Below are 17,255 nucleotides of genomic sequence, written 5' to 3'. Positions count from 1 at the left end.
AGGACATCATGACGGAGACAGCAATGGGGTTCCTGGGCATTATGATAAGCCGGGGCCATGGGAATCCCCCAATCGCAGAACGGGAGTTCTGCAGCCAACTATGCCGGGCAGCCCCGCTGTACAATCTCCAGGTCATCGTGTTTTGCCCGGATGGCGTAGCCGGTGACGGTCGAACCGTCAGCGGATATGCCTGGGAGAACGGGGAGTGGAAGCCCGCGCGGGCCTCGGCCCCCGACGTCCTGTACAACCGCTGTCTAAACACCGGTCCGCAGGAAAAAAAAGCTGCTTCCTCCGCCTTGGCCGCGCTATCCCGCTCCCTTCCCTGGTCGCGCGGACTGCCCGATAAGTGGAGGGTCTATGAAATTCTCCGGCGGAGCCGCCGTGCTGCGGGGCTTCTGCCCGAAACCCGGCTCTATAAGAACTCCAGGGAGCTGGGAACCATGCTTGCGGAAAGAGATGCCGGGGTGTTCCTGAAGCCCAGAGCCGGCTCGCACGGCAAACGCACCCTGCATGCTGTCAGACTGCCCCGGAGCCAAGGCGGAGGAATTAACCTGCGCGGGCGGGATGGGGCTAATCACCCTTTTCACCATGTATTCGGCACGGTGGATGAAGGGCTGGGCTGGATCCACGACTTCATCGGCTTGCGCCGCTATATTATACAGCCTTATTTACAGCTTACAGACAGCCGCGGCCAGCCGTTCGATGTGCGCGTGCTTATGCAGAAGAACGGCCGCGGTGTCTGGATGCTGACCGGCATGGCCGTACGGCTGGGCAGCCGCGGCTCCCTTACCTCCAATCTGCACGGTGGAGGAACTGCAGTCGCTCCCCTGCCATTCCTGCTTGCAGAATACGGGGAGTCAGGAGGGGAGCTGCTGCAGGAACTGGCCGGGGCGGCGGCTTATCTCTCTCCATTGCTGGAGGAAGCCTGCGGCAGACTCGGAGAGCTGGGTCTCGATTTCGGCCTTGATTCCGCCGGGAGAATCTTTCTGCTTGAAGCCAATTCCAAGCCAGGGCGCACCGTGTTCCGGCTGACGGGCGACCGCCGGGCTGCTAGACTCGCTGCCGAGAATCCGCTGCGCTATACCCGGCATCTGCTGCTCACATCTGCGGCGGGTGCGGGTGTTCGCCGCTGGACCGCTCCATTATATAGGGAGAATGATATATCAATGGTTCCTAAGGAGGATTCATAAATGGGTCTCACTTTTTGCAATGTGCATTTCACCAAGCAGCCCCAAAGAGTTGTCTACGTTTCGGGCGAACTGATGAAAAGCCTCAAACTGTCCGGCAAGAAAAACATCCGCCTGCGGCTTGGCAAAGATGCGATTCCGGCAACGATCAAGCCGATCAAACGTGCCGGGAAACATCTGTTCCTCGCTTCGGGAGTGAAGAGCGCAATCAAAATTCCGAAGTCCGGAGGCGTCTATCTCCGCAATCTGCAGAATGACGAAGTTCAGCTTGGTCCGCTTGTCGGCGTGTTATCCGACGGGCCGTCTTCACCGGGGAACCCTTTTGGCTCCCGTACGGGCTTCATCAAGCAGCTGCTGCGCGAAGGCAGCAACAAATGCTATATCTTTGCGTTCATGCCGCGTGATATTGACTGGCAGCAGGAGCGGGTCAACGGCTATTTCCTGAACGCGAGCGGCAAATTCGAGCGCAAGCTGGTTCCGCTGCCGGATGTTGTCTACAACCGTCTCCCCAGCCGCAGAGCGGAGACTTCACCGTACATCAACCAGCTTCGCGAACGGTTCGGACGCAAGAAGATTCCTTATTTCAACTGGAGCTTTTTCAATAAATCAGATATTTACCGGATGCTGGAGAATGACGGCGTGGCTAATCGTTTTGTCCCCGAAACGCGCAGCAACCCGAGCCCGGAAGAGATGCGTGATATGCTCGACCGCCATCATTTCGTGTATTATAAGCCTTCCGCCGGCAGCCTGGGACACGGGATATACCGGCTGACCTACCTTCAGAAGAAGGGCTACTTCGCCCGTTACCGGAAGAACGGCAAAAACGTGCTGCTGCGCTTTGCCAGCTTCGACAGCCTGATGCGGATGCTGCGGAGCCGGCATGGCAATAGCCTGCAAAGCTACGTGGTCCAGCAGGGCATCCGGCTCATTGAAATCGACAGCTGCCCGATCGACTTCCGTTTTCACATGCACAAGAACGGCAGCAATCAATGGGTTGTCGTCGGTATCGGAGCCAAAAAAGCCGGCCGGGGCAGCGTCACCACCCATCTCAAGAACGGCGGTGCGCTGCTCACTCCGCAGCAGGCGCTCGGCCGCGTCTTCGGGGCCAGAGCCGACGAAGTGCTGCAGCGGGCCAAAGCGACAGCTGTGAAACTGGCCGAATCCCTGGAGCTTCAGCACCGGCATCTGCTCGGCGAAATTGGCTTTGACCTTGGAATTGACCAGGATGAGGACATCTGGATGTTCGAGGCGAATGCCAAACCGGGACGCTCGATCTTCCGTCATCCATCTCTGCGCGCTGAGGGCAAAGCTTCCATTGAGCATATTCTGGAGCATTGTCTATACCTCAGCAAATTCCGCAGGAGGGATGAACTGTGAACAGCCGAATCCCTGACCTTGGCAAACCAGTGATTGCCATTCTGACAACCAGCGACAAACTGCGGCAGTTCCGTGGAAACCGCGAAAACTTCCGTGATATTATCCGTACCGGCAAGGAAATGGGCTATCTGGTGTATGTCGTCACCGTCCGCGATCTGAAGCTGGATGAACCGGTGATAAACGGCTACGTCCCTTCCTCAAACGGCAGGATTTGGTACAGCACACCCATGCCGCTGCCTCAGGTCGTTTATAACCGGATTCCCAACCGCGAAGAGGAGGAAAGGGCCTCGGTTGCCCGCAAAATAGCAGAATGTCTGGAGCATCCCGAAATCCATCTTTACAACCCTAACTTCTTTAACAAATGGAATCTCTTTGAATGGTTAAAGGAATCACGGGCCACATCGAAGCATGTGCCCAAAACGAGACGCCTACGCAGCGCCAGCACGCTGGTGGCGATGCTGAAAAATCATGACAGCCTCTACCTCAAGCCGGAGAACGGCAAGGCGGGCAAAGGGATTATGCGGCTGAAATACCGCCTTGATGCCAACCTCCCTTACCGGCTGCAAATTCAGAGCGGTAAAAAAAATGTGACGTATAAAGCGGCATCCCTGGACCGTGTATGGGCACGGATCGGCAAAGAACGGGGAGCTTCACGTTATATTGTGCAGCAGGCGATTGAGCTTGCTGCACACCACGGCCGCCCCTTCGATCTACGCGTGCTGCTGCAGAAGAACGGCAAGGGGGCCTGGGCGGTAACCGGCATTGGGGCGCGGCTGGCCGGAGCCCGGAGCATAACGACCCATGTGCCGCGCGGCGGCAGCATCGAAGAGCCTGCCAGCATGCTGGAAGGCACCTTCGGGGCGGAGCGGGCGGCGGCCATTCTGAAGAGTGTGCCCATGACCGCCCTGCTGATCGCCCGGCAGATCGAACGGGCATCCGGAACCATGCTTGGAGAAATGTCGATGGATCTGGGCGTTGATGAAGAAGGCGGACTGTGGTTTTTTGAAGCTAACTCCCGCCCGATGAAATTCGATGAGCCGGCCATCCGCAAGCTGTCGCTGGAACGGATTTTCCAGTTCAGCCAGCATCTGTCCCGTCACCGCAAATAGCCCATGAAGCCCAATAAAGGATGTGACACCCATGCAGATATCATCCCTCTTTGACAGCAACCCGGAACGGTGGAAAATCAGGCTGGCTGGTCTGCTGGAGTTCTTGAGGGAATATGGGGAGAAGCGGATTACACTTCGCGGATGCAGAGTGCTGGCCCGGCTGACGCCGGAGCAGCTGTCACAGCCCGGCGTGTCTCTTCTGGCCGCCACCGTACGCGGCCAGAACGGCCGCCAGCTTGCAGGCGTCAGCTTCGTGTCGGGCTTCGGCAAGGAAGCCTGCCTTGTCGCCGTCCATCCCTTATACCGGAACCGCCGCACCGGGACGGCGCTGCTGACCGCACAGCTGGAACGCCTCGGCACTCTCGAATGCACCGTGGCAAGCGACAATGCCGCCAGCCTGAAGATGTGCTTCAACACAGGGCTTGTGGCGGTGGCGCTGAACCGGGGGCCTACCGGCAAGCCGACACTGCTGCTCCGTTCGCCGCTGCACCCAGCCAGCCTGCCCACAAATCTTCTACAAGAAGGTGAACTCCTGTGCCAGAACCCGTCTTAGGCATCCTAACGCTCTATATGAACGATGCGAAACAGCTCGAAGAGAAAAGCGTATACCGGAAAATGATTATTGAAGGCAGCCGAATGGGCCTGGATGTCTTTGTGTTTACACGTTTTTTATAGACGTATTTGCAGATCCAGTGATTTCGGCACCCCTTAATTTTTTGGTCACTTAAAAATCGGAGAATATGGTGGTATTTTTCTAAAGACTTGATTTGTAGCGGTATCTTAGTACAATGGTTTTATGACTACTCAAAAAATAATAAATGATGAGCTCAGAGTCAAAATATTTAAGGCGTTAGCTGATGAAACAAGATTGGACATCATACGGGCTCTATACGCCAGCAAGAAGGAGATGAATTGTGGAGAAGTAGGACACATTCGCGATACTACAAAATCGAATACTTCGTATCACTTGCGTGCTTTAAAGGAGGCGAAATTGATCAAGGTACGAAAAGAAGCTCAAGCGAAGTATATGAGCATCGATTTGGAGTCATTTCAAACTTACTTACCCGGATTTCTGGATACGTTGTAGAAAGAAATCCTTTTTTTTATTTCATTAGTTCAATAATCCTTGAACTATAGAACTAACTGCAAAGGGTGAATAGAATGATCAAATTAACTGCTTTATTTTTCCTCATCATGTTTGTTATCGGTACGGATACGTTTTTGATTTCTCCGCTCATCCCCACTCTTCAGGACTTGTTTCATATCCCGACCGAATATTCCGGTTGGATGGTAGGGTCTTATGCTTTAGGTTATGCCATTTTTGCACTGATTGCTGGACCGCTTTCCGATGGATGGGATCGTAAAAAAGTAATGCTTGCCGGCATGGTCTGCTTCTCGGTTTCAACCATGTTATGCGGCTTTGCCACAGGTTTTTGGTCGATGTTCTTCTTCCGTTTTTTAGCCGGAGTCAGCGCATCATTTACGGCGCCTCAAGTCTGGGCCTCGATCCCTGCTCTGTTTCCGACGTCAAAAATCGCCAAAGTATCAGGAATCGTCATGGCAGGCTTGGCTGCTTCCCAAGCGTTCGGCATCCCTATTGGAAGTCTGCTTGCCTCAACCCATTGGTATTATCCTTTTTTTACAATCGGTGCATGTGCATTATTGGTAGCGGTATTCATCTTCTATGCTTTGCCCGAAATGAAACCGGATCAAGGCCAAAAAACCAAGATTCCGATTTTCAGTAGATACATCCCACTATTGAATAGCCGAATGGCGAGAAAGGCTTTCCTCGCTCATTTCTTATTTCAATGTGGATTCTTTGCTGCCTTTTCTTTCATTGGAAAATGGGTGACGGATCGCTTTCACCTTTCAGTTGATCAAGCGGGGTACGTGATGTTTTTTCTTGGTCTCGGGAATATAGTCGGGAGCTTCGGCGGTGCCTATGTGATCAAAACGTTAAACCGTTTCAATACGCTGGTTGTGGGCTTTCTTGTCTCCATCGCATGTTTTATTGTTTTGCCTCACTTGCCATCAGTTGCGGCTTTCGAAGGTGTTTACTTTTTCATATTCGTTAATATGGGGATCGCTTTTCCCCTAATATTGGGAATGCTGAATTCATTAAATCCGACCATCCGCGGCACAATCTCCAGCTTGGCCAATTCAATCATGTACGCTGCGACAACGCTCGGTTCTTGGATCGCAGGCCTGATTTACGCGACTTTTAACGGTTTTTCCGCCGTAGGCATGTTTGCGGCTATATGCTTTGCCGGTTCGTTGTTATCTTTCATATTCAGCGGTATTTTGTCCAGTCACGCGAAAACAGAGAAGGAGATTGCATCATAAATGCATAGAAGAAATTCATATGGATATTCTAAATCTTTCAAAATTCAACATCCTAAGTATTAGTGAGAATGAATTTGATTTTCTAATACAAGTGGTGACGAGCTCTCCACCTTTGGCTTGCCCTCATTGTGGATGTATAGCCAACCTCTACAAACACGATAGCAGGGAGCAGATCTGTATGGACTTGCCTATTCACGGCAAGCGTGTAGGCCTTCTTATAAAGCGTCAGAGGTATCGCTGTAGAGACTGCAATCGAACTTTTTGGGAACACTTAGACCACACCATAGACGAAAAGCGAAACTGTACCAAACGATTATTGTCTTATATAGAGAAGCAAAGCCTTCAACGCACGTTTGTCAGCATATCCGAGGATGTTGGATTGCATGAAAAAACGATACGTAACATCTTTCGTGATTACATCAATCGTCTTAAAGAAACGCTTCGATTTGAAACTCCTAATTGGCTTGGGATTGACGAAATACACATTATTAAGCCAAGATGCGTTTTAACCAACATTGAGGAACGTACTTTGTTAGATGTTTTACCCAATCGTAACAAGGAAACCGTTGTAGGCTACCTCTCAGGCCTTCCAAATAGAGGAGAAATACAATATGTCACGATGAATATGTGGCAACCGTATAAGGACGCCGTGAGGGCTATATTGCCAAAAGCTCTTATCATCGTCGATAAGTTTCACGTTGTCCGTATGGCAAACCAAGCGTTAGAAACCATTCGTAAGCAGCTCCGAGAAGGATTATCGCCAAAAGAACGCCGCGGGCTGATGCACGACCGTTTTATCCTCCTAAAACGCCATACAGCGCTTACAGAGATGGATAAAATTACGCTTGACCTTTGGACAAAGAATCATCCTTCTCTCGGCACTGCTTATGACTTAAAGGAATCATTTTTCGATATTTGGGAATGTGATAGCAGACAGACGGCATTCCTTAAATACAATGAATGGAAAGCTAAAATACCAACTGAACTGCAATCCGCTTTTGAACCACTTACAAAGGCTATGAAGAACTGGGAAGAGGAAATATTCGCCTACTTCGACCATCGCATTACAAACGCTTATATGGAGTCTCTAAACAGCCTTATTCGAGTCATTAATCGTTTAGGCAGGGGTTACTCTTTTGAAGCCCTACGAGCCAAAATACTCTTTACAGAGGGACTTAAAAAGCAACGTAAGCCTGAGGAAAACTTCCCGATGTTTAATCTGCCACCTATTGGAATTGTTCGTGAGCCAGAAGAAATAATCTTGCCGGGAATCGATTTTTCCACCTTGATCGAGAAATTGGAGAAGGGCCAGCTATAAGCCCTCCTCCACCATTAAATCCGAATTTTCCAGTGTTGCCAGTGAAACCATGACCCACGGGACAAATTTATTCGACAATTCACCCTTGGGATTGTGTATCCGGAAAAGAAAAGCTTCCCCCGCCTGATTCTTCCACACCATGTAATCCTCTATTCCCTTATCACCGGCAGCCTGCAGATATAAATCTGCAAAACCCAGAGGATGTTCAAACAGTTCCCCGCTATGGTCACTTACCTTACCCATTGCAGAAAGTTCAGTTTGCCCCTGTTGCTTCAGAGCGGCGAGATCGTAACCGGCCGCCAGGTGTTCGATATCAGCATAATAGGCGGGGTCCTTAGTGAGTGATAAACGGCCGGACTGTGCATCTAATGTGAAGTCCTCAAACACATACAGGGAATACCCGTCGCCTTGCTCAAGTGTACCTGTCTGACCTGAACCCCCTCCCTCCTGTTCACCGAATGTCCGGGTTTTCGGACGTTCGGTTGCCTGGGGACCCGTATCGTCCGGACTGGCGGACTCCTGCGCCTCCGTGGCTGTGGGAGCAGCAGAAGGCTCAGGAGCGGCTGAAGCTTCAACCACAGGCGTAGCCGCTGCACTTGACGCTGTAGGCTCCGCCTCATTTGCTGTTTCATTGTTACTGCATGCACCAAGGATTGAGGCGGACAGAAGAATGCCAGTCGCTGTAGTAAACCATATTTTTTTCATGATATACCTCCTCATCTGATTAATAGTTATTACCCAAATGTGGAACATTCTCACAGTACTAAAGTTGATGGATTAGCCATCTGATTATTTAACGTGGAATACATTCTAATTATGAATCTGCTCCTTGTCGAAGCTCTGTGTAGAGGCATAATGATAAGGCTTCTTCATTCCAGCACTGTTTTGTCCTGCAGGCATGCCCAGGCGGCATCAGCAATAGCAATCTCCACTCTCTCCCGTTCATCCGGGTCTGTAACAAGATGGTCATCGCAGATATGAACCTTTGTCTCGCCTAATGTGTAGGTTGCAACAATCATGCCGGCATCCCCCCTGGCATTATGTGTATGCCGGGAGGACCGGGGGACAACCACGGTTGTCAGCTCCTATTTTTAATCTTGCGAATGTGTTTTTTTCATGCTAGCCCCCATATAATACATCCATAAATATTTTCCTTTAACCTAAAGGGGATGTATATATTGGATGTAGCTCTTTACTTGCGAAAATCCAGAGCAGATGAAGATGCGGAACGCCGCGGTGAAGGTGAAACCCTGGCCAAGCACAAGGCCGCCCTGCTCAAACTTGCCAAGCAATTAAATTTAAATATCATTCGTATCCGCGAAGAGATCGTCAGCGGTGAAACCCTGGTCCACCGTCCGGAAATGCTGCAGCTATTACAAGAGGTCGGATCTGGTGAATACGATGCTGTCCTGGTAATGGATATTGACCGTTTTGGACGCGGCAATATGCAGGAGCAGGGATTGATCCTGGAGACATTCCGCTCAGCCAAGACCAAGATTATAACTCCGCGGAAGACCTATGACCTGATGGATGAATTTGATGAGGAATACAGTGAATTTGAAGCTTTTATGGCCCGTAAGGAGCTCAAAATTATTACCCGCCGGATGCAGGGAGGCCGGAAGCGCGCTGCGGAAGAAGGTAACTTTATAGGTACCCGCCCGCCCTTCGGATACTTGATTGAGAAGCTTCCCGAGGGTCGCGGCCGCACTTTGAAGCCCCATCCGGAACAGGCTGAAATCGTAAAACAAATTTTCGCCTGGTACACCCATGAAGATCCCGGACAGCAAAAAGGCGGAAATAAAATTGCGGCTGAATTGGAACGGCTTAAGGTCCCCTCTTATAAAGGCGGCAGCTGGTCAGCTTCTTCTGTCTTAACTATTTTAAAAAATGAAGTGTACATTGGAAGAATTCAATGGGGGAAGAAAGAGGTTAAGAAGAGCAAGGACGGAAGCAGACACCGCTCATCACGCCATAGGAGCCGCGCTGAGTGGATTGATGTACACGGAAAACATCAACCCATTATCGACAGCGAAACCTTCCTGAAGGCAAAGCGGAGGCTCTCAGAGCATCATCACTCCCCGCATCAATACAATATGGATGGCAAACCCAGAATGACATCAGCCCTGGCCGGACTTGTAAAGTGCTCCGAGTGCGGAAGAACTATGGTTTACCGGCCGTACACCAGGCAACCGGCTCATTTTCGCTGCAGCACAGCCGGCTGTTCTACGCGCAGCAGCAGATATGATACCGTTGAAGCCCGGATTATCGAAGGACTTGAGCTTTGGTTAAGCGGCTATAAGATTAAATGGGGAAAGAGAAACCATCCGGCTCCACACAACGGACTCAGGTTAAAAGAACGGGCACTCGCCTCACTGCAAAACGAATTAAAGGAGCTGGAAAACCAGAGGGGAAAACTATTCGATTTCCTGGAAAGAGGGATTTATACCGAAGAGATATTTAAGGAGCGTTCACAGGATATCTCCAAGCGGATAACAGCAGCTGCCGAGGGAATCAACAAAGTGCAGAAGGACCTCGATCTGGAATTGGCCCGGAAAGAAGCGGGAAGCATGGTCATCCCGCTTGCAGAATCTGTAGTTAAATCGTACTATCAGACAGACAATCCCATAAGCAGAAATGCGTTATTGAAGTCCGTGCTGAACAAAGTCGTTTATAAAAAGGGCCCCGGCCAGCATAAAGAGCAATTTGAGATATTCTTGTATCCGCGTCTATAAAGACAGACCGCTGGTTGAGAACCGGCGGTCTGTCTTCCGGGCAGAACTTACTTGGCCTGAAATTATTGTTATCTGTCTGCTTGATACCGTTCCACTTCAAGGGAAGCTAATAATAATGGAGCTACCCCCATAGGCACATCCGACAGCACCTCCTCAGAGATATAGTAATCGTATGAGCCATTGCGGTCTTTGCTCAAACCCGCCCCATGACAGATGTGGTGCAAGTGAACGCCGTGTTCATCCTCTTCAGTCAAATGCTCGACAATGCCCTCATAACCTTTCAGCATCGCCTCTTGAAAAGATGGTTCCAGATAACCCAGTCTCAGCCCCTTGGCCAGCGCATACACAAACATGCAGGAGCCGGAAGCCTCTAGATAATTGCCCTTTCGCCCCCCTTGATCGAGCACCTGGTACCAAAGGCCGGTCTCCTTGTCTTGGACCTCCAGAAGCGCACCGCACATCCGCTGAAAAATACCTATGACCGTCCCCCGCTTCGGATGAGCGAGCGGAAAATGCTCCAGGCAGTCAACCAAAGCCATCGCATACCACCCCATCGCCCGGCTCCAGAAATGGGAGGACAATCCGGTAGACGAGTCAGCCCATTCCTGCTCTTTGGATTCATCCCAGCCATGGTAGAGCAGGCCAGTACGCGGATCGCGGGTCCGCTGCTCGACCAGCAGCAGCTGATGTGCTGCTTCGTCAATCAGTTCAGGACGTTGAAAGACCTTGCCGTATTCCGCCAGGAATGGAGAAGCCATGTACAGCCCGTCCAGCCACATCTGGAAAGGGTATACCTTCTTATGCCAAAATCCTCCTTCGGAGGTGCGGGGATGTCCAATAAGCTGTGCGGCCAGTAGATCGGCTGCCTTGGCATACCGTTCTTCACCTGTTTTCTGGTACAGCAAGAACAGATTTTTGCCCTCATTGATCTGGTCCAGGTTGTATTCCTCCAGCCTGTAGGTACGAATGGAACCATCCTCTCCAATGAATGTGTCCATGTGCCGTTCCATATAGGAGACATACTCCGGCCGGCCGAGCTGGACACCCGCCCGGGCCATTGCCATCAGCAGCATGCCCGGAACATAAGCCCACCGTTCCAGCACATATTCATCCTCTCCCTGCTCATTGCACCTTTCAAGAATCGTATCCGCGATTTTACTGGACCAGCGAACGCTTGTTGCTTCAGTTATAGTCACCTTTATTCCTCCTTCGTTAGTCATCCATTTCAGTCTAATCTTATGCTCCGGCAAGCTGCTTCCGCAGCCAGGCAAAGGCCGGTCCGCCATGAATCTCATGACCTCCGGTGAAGAAGTCCGCTTCAACCTGCCCGGAATGATGTGCTGCCCCGTAAATACTCTCCAACCGGGCTAAAGCCATTCTTGCCCCCCGGGGGCCAAACAGATGATCGGCATCGCCCGATTCAAGAAACAGGCCGCGCGGGGCAATGAGGCCCAGAAGATCAGGCATCTCCGCTTCCAGCAGGATCCCCGGAATATAATTGTCGAGGCAATGATTACGCGTCAGAATACTGTCCGCGAAGGTATTGGCATACCCGCTTACGACCGCACAGGCGATCCGCTGGTCAAGCGCGGCTGTGAAGCCGGCCACCAGTCCGCCGCCGGAAATACCCATAATTCCAATGCGACCGCCCTTAACCTCGCGCCTTGTCTGCAAATAATCCAGTGCTCTCTTGGTCTCGTAGATACGGTACCCGGCCATCGTCTTCCCAGCCATCAGCAGTGCCGAAGACAGGCGGAAGCAGGAATTACGTCCAGGCTCGCCGCTGGCCAGGTCTTCTTCCAGACGTCTGTCGCCAAAGCCGAGCAGTTCCGGGGCAGCCACTACAAAGCCCTGTCTTGCCAGTGAAACCGCGAAGTCCTTATGCAGCCCGGGATCTCCCGGCCGCTCCGCTCCGCCCGGGTCCAAGCCGACAATCTCTCGGCTTCCGTAGCCATGTCCGTGAATGGCAAGAACGGCAGGGGCGGGGGTAGACAGCGGCTGATCCGGGAGCAGAAGATACAGCGGCATACGAAGTCCTTCATAAGTAGTGATCTCTATACGTTCGCGGGTATACCCGGAGCAGCTTGTACGTTCCAGAAGAACCGGCCGCAGCGCTTCAGCTGTTTCCGGAAAGCCGCCCAGCCGCTCCGTAAATGCTGCGGCAAGCCCGTCGCGCCACTGCTGAAAGGGGATGTCCTTGCTGAAAGCCGAATTGCGCTGTGTTGAACCGGTCAGTTTATTGATGTATTCTTCCAGAGGCTCCATCCGAAGTGCTCCTTCCCTTAATAGCCTTCGGGATGCCACCCGTCAAGCACGGACAGCACCCTATACTGCGCCGCTTCCTGTGGAATCAGCTGCCGCGACCAGGCAGCTCTGGCTTCAGGATTGGCCCCCGGGCCACTGCTGCCGTATTCTTCATAGCGGCTGGTTTCCTCCCTGTCCGGCTGCCCCCAATTATGCCAACCTTCCCCGATAATCGAACCGTCCATGACAGTGCGGATAAAGGCCACATGGGCATAAGGCCGCCATGGGCGTCCAAGATACACCTCGCTTACCCCTTCACCGCTGGTAATTTCACAATCGAGGAACACATAACCAAACGGTGCGCCTTCGGGCGTTGATGCGGCTGTAATATATCCCCTGGAACGCTTGTTATGCAGCCGGCAGCGTTCAAACAATGCCGTAGCCGCGCCAAAAATATAATCTACATCGCCTTCAATATAGCATTCGTTATAATATTGCTTCCCTTGCCCCGTATACAAAGTATCCTGGTCACCCAGCAGGCGTACACGCCGGAATACGGCATGACCAGCATCTACAAAAGCAGCCACCGCCTGGCCGGTGCCGGGACCGGAGGCATTCCGGATGGTCAGATTCTCAGCCGTGAAATGTTCGGCGAATACATTCAGGGTGCCGGATTTGAATGTGCCAAGCGGCTCTCCGTCCGGACCTAATGTGTGGGCATTGTCAGACCAGGTGATGATGGTGGAATTCGTGTCCTCCCCCAGCAGGAGAACCGGAGGTGTTCCCTGTTTTACTGTAACCTTTTCCTCATAAATGCCGGGCTTGATGCGAATCGTTACTGCTTCCTTGTATTCCTGCGGAATGGAATCCAGCGCTGCCTGTAGACTGCTGAACCCTTCACCGACACTCTTAGAGACTGTAATTAACATCTGCGGCTCCTTTCCTGTCAACCTAAGTTTATTCTATAATAACCGTAACGCTCCGGAAGAGAAGGGGAGAATTATGACCAGCCTGACCAGTCCCAATCACAAATATCATATTGAAGAAGGCCGCTACAGCATCCAGCATATGAAACGTAAAGGCATTACCGCAATGCCGCGTCCCCACAGCCATGACTTAACCGAGCTGTACTATCTGAAGCAGGGGGAGCGCGTATACTTTGTGGACGACCGGGTCATTACGGTTCATAAAGGGGAGCTTATTCTTATTTCCAGCCGGGAGCTTCATTCCACAGCAAGCTCTGAAATCGCGGAATTCGAACGGATTCTGATCAATTATGACCCCGCTCTTCTGCCGCCTTCCCTGCAGAATGAAGCCATCTGGTTTCAAGGCCGCGGGTACCGCCTGTTCAAGCTGAACCTGCGCGAGCAGGACGAAGCGGAAAGCCTGATGAGCCGGATGCTGGAAGAATGCCGGCTGCAGCGGTCCTATTACGAAACCAGCATAATCACTTTATTCACCGAGCTGATGATTCTTCTCCAGCGTTCAGAGAACATCTCCCAGGCCGGCGGGACCAAACATCCGCTTCATCATCTGGTAACGGATGTCGCCACCTATATCCGCGATCACCACCGTGAAGCCCTGACTCTGGAAGCGACAGCGAGTAATTTTTACATTAGTCCTTCATACCTGAGCCGGGTATTTCACCGGCTGACGGGTTTTCACTTTCGGGAATACATCGTTCATGTCCGCGTAAGGGAAGCCGAACGCCTGCTTGCCGGGTCCACAGGCAAAATTCAGGAGATCGCCTCTGCTGTCGGATTTGAACATCTCTCCCATTTTAATAAAACCTTCAAAAAGTCAACCGGTCTGACCCCGCTCCAATACCGGAAAGAAGCAAGGTCACACCCTTCGCGGAAGGTCAAGACGGATTTCCATCATCCGTAGACATTGATTTATTTCCCAGTAATCGTCAAGTCTTCGGATTGGGTGAGAACGACTTGGCTGCATCGATGCGCCGTTATCTCCGGCGTTTCCGCGGTCTGTAACCAGATGCGGTCCAGTGTAAGCCCCGTAGCATGCCGCAGCACAATTCCCCGTTCACTCACTGCGCGGAATTGTTCAATGGTCAGATCAGCAAGCGGCATCTCCGGCAGCCCGTTCACGAGCAGCGCGGTTGCCGCTCCATGGCACACAAGGTTCTTGAGCGTAATCTTCCGGAACTGCGGCGTTTCCTCTGTAACCGAAAAGTATTGCTCGTCATACCCTTCCGATCCTTCGACCCCTGCATAGAACATGTGAAAAGATACGGCCTCGTGGATGATTCCCGTCATGCTGATATTCTCCATGACAATATCCTCCACCACACCGCCTCTTCCCCGGGTGCTTTTGAACCGCAGGCCAATGTCCGTGCCGATGAACAGACAGTCGCTAACTCGAACCGCATGCACACCTCCGGACATCTCGCTGCCGATCACCACTCCCCCATGTCCATGATATACCGTGCAATTCCGGATGGTAATATACCGGCAGGGCAGCCCCCGCTTACGGCCTTCCTCATCCTTGCCCGACTTGAGGCAGATGGCGTCATCCCCCACATCAAAGCTGCTGTGCTCAACCAGAGCATGCGTGCAGGATTCCAGATCGAGGCCATCCCCGTTCTGCGAATACCAGGGATTGCGGACATGAACATTCCGCACGGTAATCTGCTCGCATCCAAAGGGATGAAGACACCAGGCAGGTGAATTTTGGAAGGTTGGCCCGTCCAGCAGCACCCGCCGGCAGTTGCGGAGGCTAAGCAGCGTTGGACGGAGGTACGCACGGGCGGGCAGAAACGCCTCCATGCGGGTGTCTCCCTTGTCAGCCAGCTTCCGGCAGAAGCCTTCTCCCTCCATGGCTTCCCGGGAAGGCCACCACACTTCGCCCTGCGGATCAAGCACGCCTCCGGATTCAATCAGATGGTTCCACTGCTTCTCCGTCATCTTGAACCGCTTCACCGGACGCCAGCCTTCGCCGCTGCCGTCGAACACCCCCTCTCCGGTGATTGCCACATCGCTTAGGCCTTCACCATCGAGCGGAGCCTGACAGCGCCAGCCGGCATTCCCTTCGTATTGGGAAGAGAGCAGCGGATATAAGGCGGGATCAGGGTCAAACTGCACCAACGCTCCCTGGTCTGCGCTCAGATTAATCCTGCTGTGCAAGGTAAGCGGTCCCGTTCGCCAGATGCCAGCCGGAATGACAACCTTTCCGCCTCCCATGGCGGCGCAGGCATCCAGTGCAGCCTGAATAGCGGAGGTGCACAGGGTAAATCCTCCTTCTTCCGCCCCATAGTCCGTGATCACAAAAGTCCGTCCGGGAATCCGGGGAAGCTCTGGAACCGGGTAAGCTATTGTTTCCGGATTGCTGCCCATTGAACCTTACCTCCCTTATTATTCAAGTCCTTCATAGCTGAACCAGTCAAAATCGGCATAGCTTTCACTCTCCGCGCCTTGAGAGCTTGTGTACATTCCGATATAAGCTCCTGTAAAACCTCCGGCCAGGTCCGTGCTGAGCACTCTGCCGTCAGCCCGTTCGAAGAAGGCTGTCCACTTGGCGGCTTCAGAGGATCTGTAATAGAAGCTGTACTCCTGTCCTCTGGCTTCCACCTTAAGCTGCACCTGATCCTGCGGATATGGCACGGACGCCAGCAGCTGTTCGCTGCCGCCCTTTCGCTGAATCAACTGCAGCACACGTTCGCCTGCCTCCAGCCCGTATTCATACCGGAAGTGGTAATCCGCATTCTGGAGAAGGACCAGTCCGGCAACCTCCCCTTCGGCAGCGGGACGAAACGTCATGTCAGCCGCCGCCCGGAAGCTCAAATGCTGCTGGCGCCTGCCGATAAAGGATGGATTGGCAATCTCCGAGAGCCGCTCCGCCTTCAAATGAAGCCGCAGGAAGCCGGGCTTCTCGGTAAGACTCCAGAATTCCCCCCGCGGTGTCCGCAGGAAATTCCAGATCAGCCCAAGCTCACTGCCCGTAAACTCATCGCGTGCAGGCAGCTCCGGCCACCTTGTCTCCGGCAAATCCGGAGCCGGTGTCTCCAATTCAAGCACGCCTTTGCCGGGGTTGACCACCGGCCATTCATTCTCCCATATGACCGGTGTCAGGAAGGTTTCGCGTCCCAGATTGCGGTAATAGCCGCCGCAGGTCCGCGAAGCCAGGCAGAACATCCACCAGTCACCGTGCTGGGTCTCCACAAGCTCCCCGTGTCCGACATTGACGATGGGATAAGCTCTGCCGAGATGGCGGTGCGTCAAAATCGGATTGGCTTTATGGCCCTCATACGGCCCCGTCACACTCTTGCTTCTGGCGATCGTAATCGCATGAGTATGCCCGGTGCCGCCTTCGGCAATCAGTACGTAATACCAGGCGCCGATTTTATAGATATGCGGTCCCTCCTGGGCGTGAGCCACCTTAAGGGCGCCCTGCCAAATGCTGTGCTTCGGGCCAATCAGCCTGCCTTGGCTAAGATCGATCTCCTGCAGCCAGATATCCATATGCTTCGGATAATCCTGCCCTTCCGGCGGAACCCGGTTGCCCGTATAATACACCTTACCGTCATCATCGAAGAACAAGGAGGAGTCAATGCCGGGTGCATCCTCCAGCCATACGGGGTCAGACCAGTCTCCGGCCGGATCGGTTGCTGTAACATAGAAATTGTGCTGGTTTTTGTCATTATCAACATAAGTGGTAATCATATAAAAAACTCCTTCATGATAGCGGAGCGTCGGTGCCCATATGCCCATGGAGGGAATCGTGTGATCCAGATTGAGCTGGGACGGACGGTCCAGTACATGGCCGAGCTGGCGCCAGTTGACCAGATCCTTGCTGTGGAAGATAGGCACGCCCGGAAAAAACTCAAAGCTTGAAGTCACAAGATAATAATCTTCACCGACGCGGATCGCGGAAGGATCAGGATAAAATCCCGGCAGCACCGGATTGCGGAATGTTCTCATTGCAGTAGTCC

The 17,255-nt window shown here is 52.7% G+C and carries 16 protein-coding genes and 1 pseudogene; 10 read left to right on the top strand and 7 right to left on the bottom strand.

All coding sequences use genetic code 11. The annotated features are described in order from the left end of the window. Positions 1 to 8 precede the first annotated feature (8 nt). The 8 genes and pseudogenes from PRIO_RS11455 to PRIO_RS11425 all read left to right on the top strand — a co-directional run bounded on the left by PRIO_RS11455 (position 9) and on the right by PRIO_RS11425 (position 7,334). Entirely contained in the window at positions 9 to 1,190 is a 1,182-nt protein-coding gene (locus PRIO_RS11455; protein ID WP_020429229.1) for a YheC/YheD family endospore coat-associated protein, read from the top strand. Beyond that, positions 1,191 to 2,564, top strand: coding sequence for a YheC/YheD family endospore coat-associated protein (locus tag PRIO_RS11450; RefSeq protein WP_020429228.1), 1,374 nt, complete (start codon positions 1,191 to 1,193; stop codon positions 2,562 to 2,564). Beyond that, a complete protein-coding gene (locus PRIO_RS11445) occupies positions 2,561 to 3,673 on the top strand; it encodes a YheC/YheD family endospore coat-associated protein (RefSeq protein ID WP_020429227.1) in 1,113 nt (370 codons plus the stop codon). Before PRIO_RS11450 ends, PRIO_RS11445 begins: the two co-directional genes overlap by 4 nt. A gap of 31 nt (positions 3,674 to 3,704) precedes the next feature. Beyond that, complete coding sequence (locus tag PRIO_RS11440; RefSeq protein WP_046502398.1) at positions 3,705 to 4,226, top strand: N-acetyltransferase; 522 nt, start codon at positions 3,705 to 3,707, stop codon at positions 4,224 to 4,226. Then, positions 4,208 to 4,336: pseudogene (locus tag PRIO_RS35505) on the top strand (YheC/YheD family protein); the annotation flags it as partial. The gene PRIO_RS11440 and the pseudogene PRIO_RS35505, both read left to right, overlap by 19 nt. Before the next feature lie 133 nt (positions 4,337 to 4,469). Continuing rightward, complete coding sequence (locus PRIO_RS11435; RefSeq protein ID WP_046502396.1) at positions 4,470 to 4,760, top strand: ArsR/SmtB family transcription factor; 291 nt, start codon at positions 4,470 to 4,472, stop codon at positions 4,758 to 4,760. Positions 4,761 to 4,834: 74 nt separating this feature from the next. Further along, entirely contained in the window at positions 4,835 to 6,016 is a 1,182-nt protein-coding gene (locus PRIO_RS11430; RefSeq protein WP_020429223.1) for an MFS transporter, read from the top strand. 19 nt (positions 6,017 to 6,035) lie between these two features. Next, positions 6,036 to 7,334 carry an ISL3 family transposase gene (locus PRIO_RS11425; protein ID WP_020429222.1) on the top strand — a complete coding sequence of 433 codons (1,299 nt, stop codon included), beginning with the start codon at positions 6,036 to 6,038 and terminating at the stop codon, positions 7,332 to 7,334. Here the strand turns inward: PRIO_RS11425 and PRIO_RS11420 are convergent. Both PRIO_RS11420 and PRIO_RS36010 read right to left on the bottom strand, forming a co-directional pair. Further along, positions 7,329 to 8,039 (bottom strand): hypothetical protein, encoded by a 711-nt coding sequence (locus tag PRIO_RS11420; protein ID WP_020429221.1) that lies wholly within the window; start codon positions 8,037 to 8,039, stop codon positions 7,329 to 7,331. The genes PRIO_RS11425 and PRIO_RS11420 overlap by 6 nt on opposite strands. A 164-nt stretch (positions 8,040 to 8,203) precedes the next feature. After that, the gene (locus PRIO_RS36010) at positions 8,204 to 8,353 is read right to left on the bottom strand and encodes a hypothetical protein (protein ID WP_157764281.1); all 150 of its coding nucleotides are present in this window, start codon (positions 8,351 to 8,353) and stop codon (positions 8,204 to 8,206) included. Between the two features lie 177 nt (positions 8,354 to 8,530). Here PRIO_RS36010 and PRIO_RS11410 point away from each other — a divergent pair, with 177 nt between their 5' ends. Continuing rightward, the gene (locus PRIO_RS11410; RefSeq protein WP_331709834.1) at positions 8,531 to 10,066 is read left to right on the top strand and encodes a recombinase family protein; all 1,536 of its coding nucleotides are present in this window, start codon (positions 8,531 to 8,533) and stop codon (positions 10,064 to 10,066) included. Positions 10,067 to 10,134: 68 nt separating this feature from the next. Here PRIO_RS11410 and PRIO_RS11405 read toward each other — a convergent pair whose 3' ends face one another. The 3 genes from PRIO_RS11405 to PRIO_RS11395 are packed head-to-tail and all read right to left on the bottom strand — an operon-like array spanning position 10,135 to position 13,239. After that, positions 10,135 to 11,256 carry a glycoside hydrolase family 88/105 protein gene (locus tag PRIO_RS11405; RefSeq protein WP_407944491.1) on the bottom strand — a complete coding sequence of 374 codons (1,122 nt, stop codon included), beginning with the start codon at positions 11,254 to 11,256 and terminating at the stop codon, positions 10,135 to 10,137. 46 nt (positions 11,257 to 11,302) lie between these two features. Beyond that, the gene (locus tag PRIO_RS11400) at positions 11,303 to 12,331 is read right to left on the bottom strand and encodes an alpha/beta hydrolase family protein (protein ID WP_046502388.1); all 1,029 of its coding nucleotides are present in this window, start codon (positions 12,329 to 12,331) and stop codon (positions 11,303 to 11,305) included. A gap of 17 nt (positions 12,332 to 12,348) precedes the next feature. Continuing rightward, positions 12,349 to 13,239 carry a pectinesterase family protein gene (locus PRIO_RS11395; protein WP_020429214.1) on the bottom strand — a complete coding sequence of 297 codons (891 nt, stop codon included), beginning with the start codon at positions 13,237 to 13,239 and terminating at the stop codon, positions 12,349 to 12,351. 73 nt (positions 13,240 to 13,312) lie between these two features. On the opposite strand from PRIO_RS11395, the gene PRIO_RS11390 reads away from it, so the two are divergent. Further along, positions 13,313 to 14,197, top strand: a complete 885-nt coding sequence (locus PRIO_RS11390; RefSeq protein ID WP_020429213.1) for a helix-turn-helix domain-containing protein — start codon at positions 13,313 to 13,315, stop codon at positions 14,195 to 14,197. Between the two features lie 8 nt (positions 14,198 to 14,205). Here the strand turns inward: PRIO_RS11390 and PRIO_RS11385 are convergent, their stop codons facing one another. Both PRIO_RS11385 and PRIO_RS11380 read right to left on the bottom strand, forming a co-directional pair. Then, positions 14,206 to 15,660, bottom strand: coding sequence for a glycoside hydrolase family 28 protein (locus PRIO_RS11385; RefSeq protein WP_020429212.1), 1,455 nt, complete (start codon positions 15,658 to 15,660; stop codon positions 14,206 to 14,208). Positions 15,661 to 15,678: 18 nt separating this feature from the next. Further along, entirely contained in the window at positions 15,679 to 17,244 is a 1,566-nt protein-coding gene (locus PRIO_RS11380) for a glycoside hydrolase family 43 protein (protein ID WP_020429211.1), read from the bottom strand. Positions 17,245 to 17,255 lie beyond the last annotated feature (11 nt).

Origin of the sequence: Paenibacillus riograndensis SBR5 (assembly GCF_000981585.1) — a bacterium.
Lineage (GTDB): Bacteria > Bacillota > Bacilli > Paenibacillales > Paenibacillaceae > Paenibacillus_AQ > Paenibacillus_AQ riograndensis.
The sequence above is the reverse complement of the archived record's forward strand: the minus strand, read 5'-3'. Positions and strand labels throughout refer to the sequence as shown.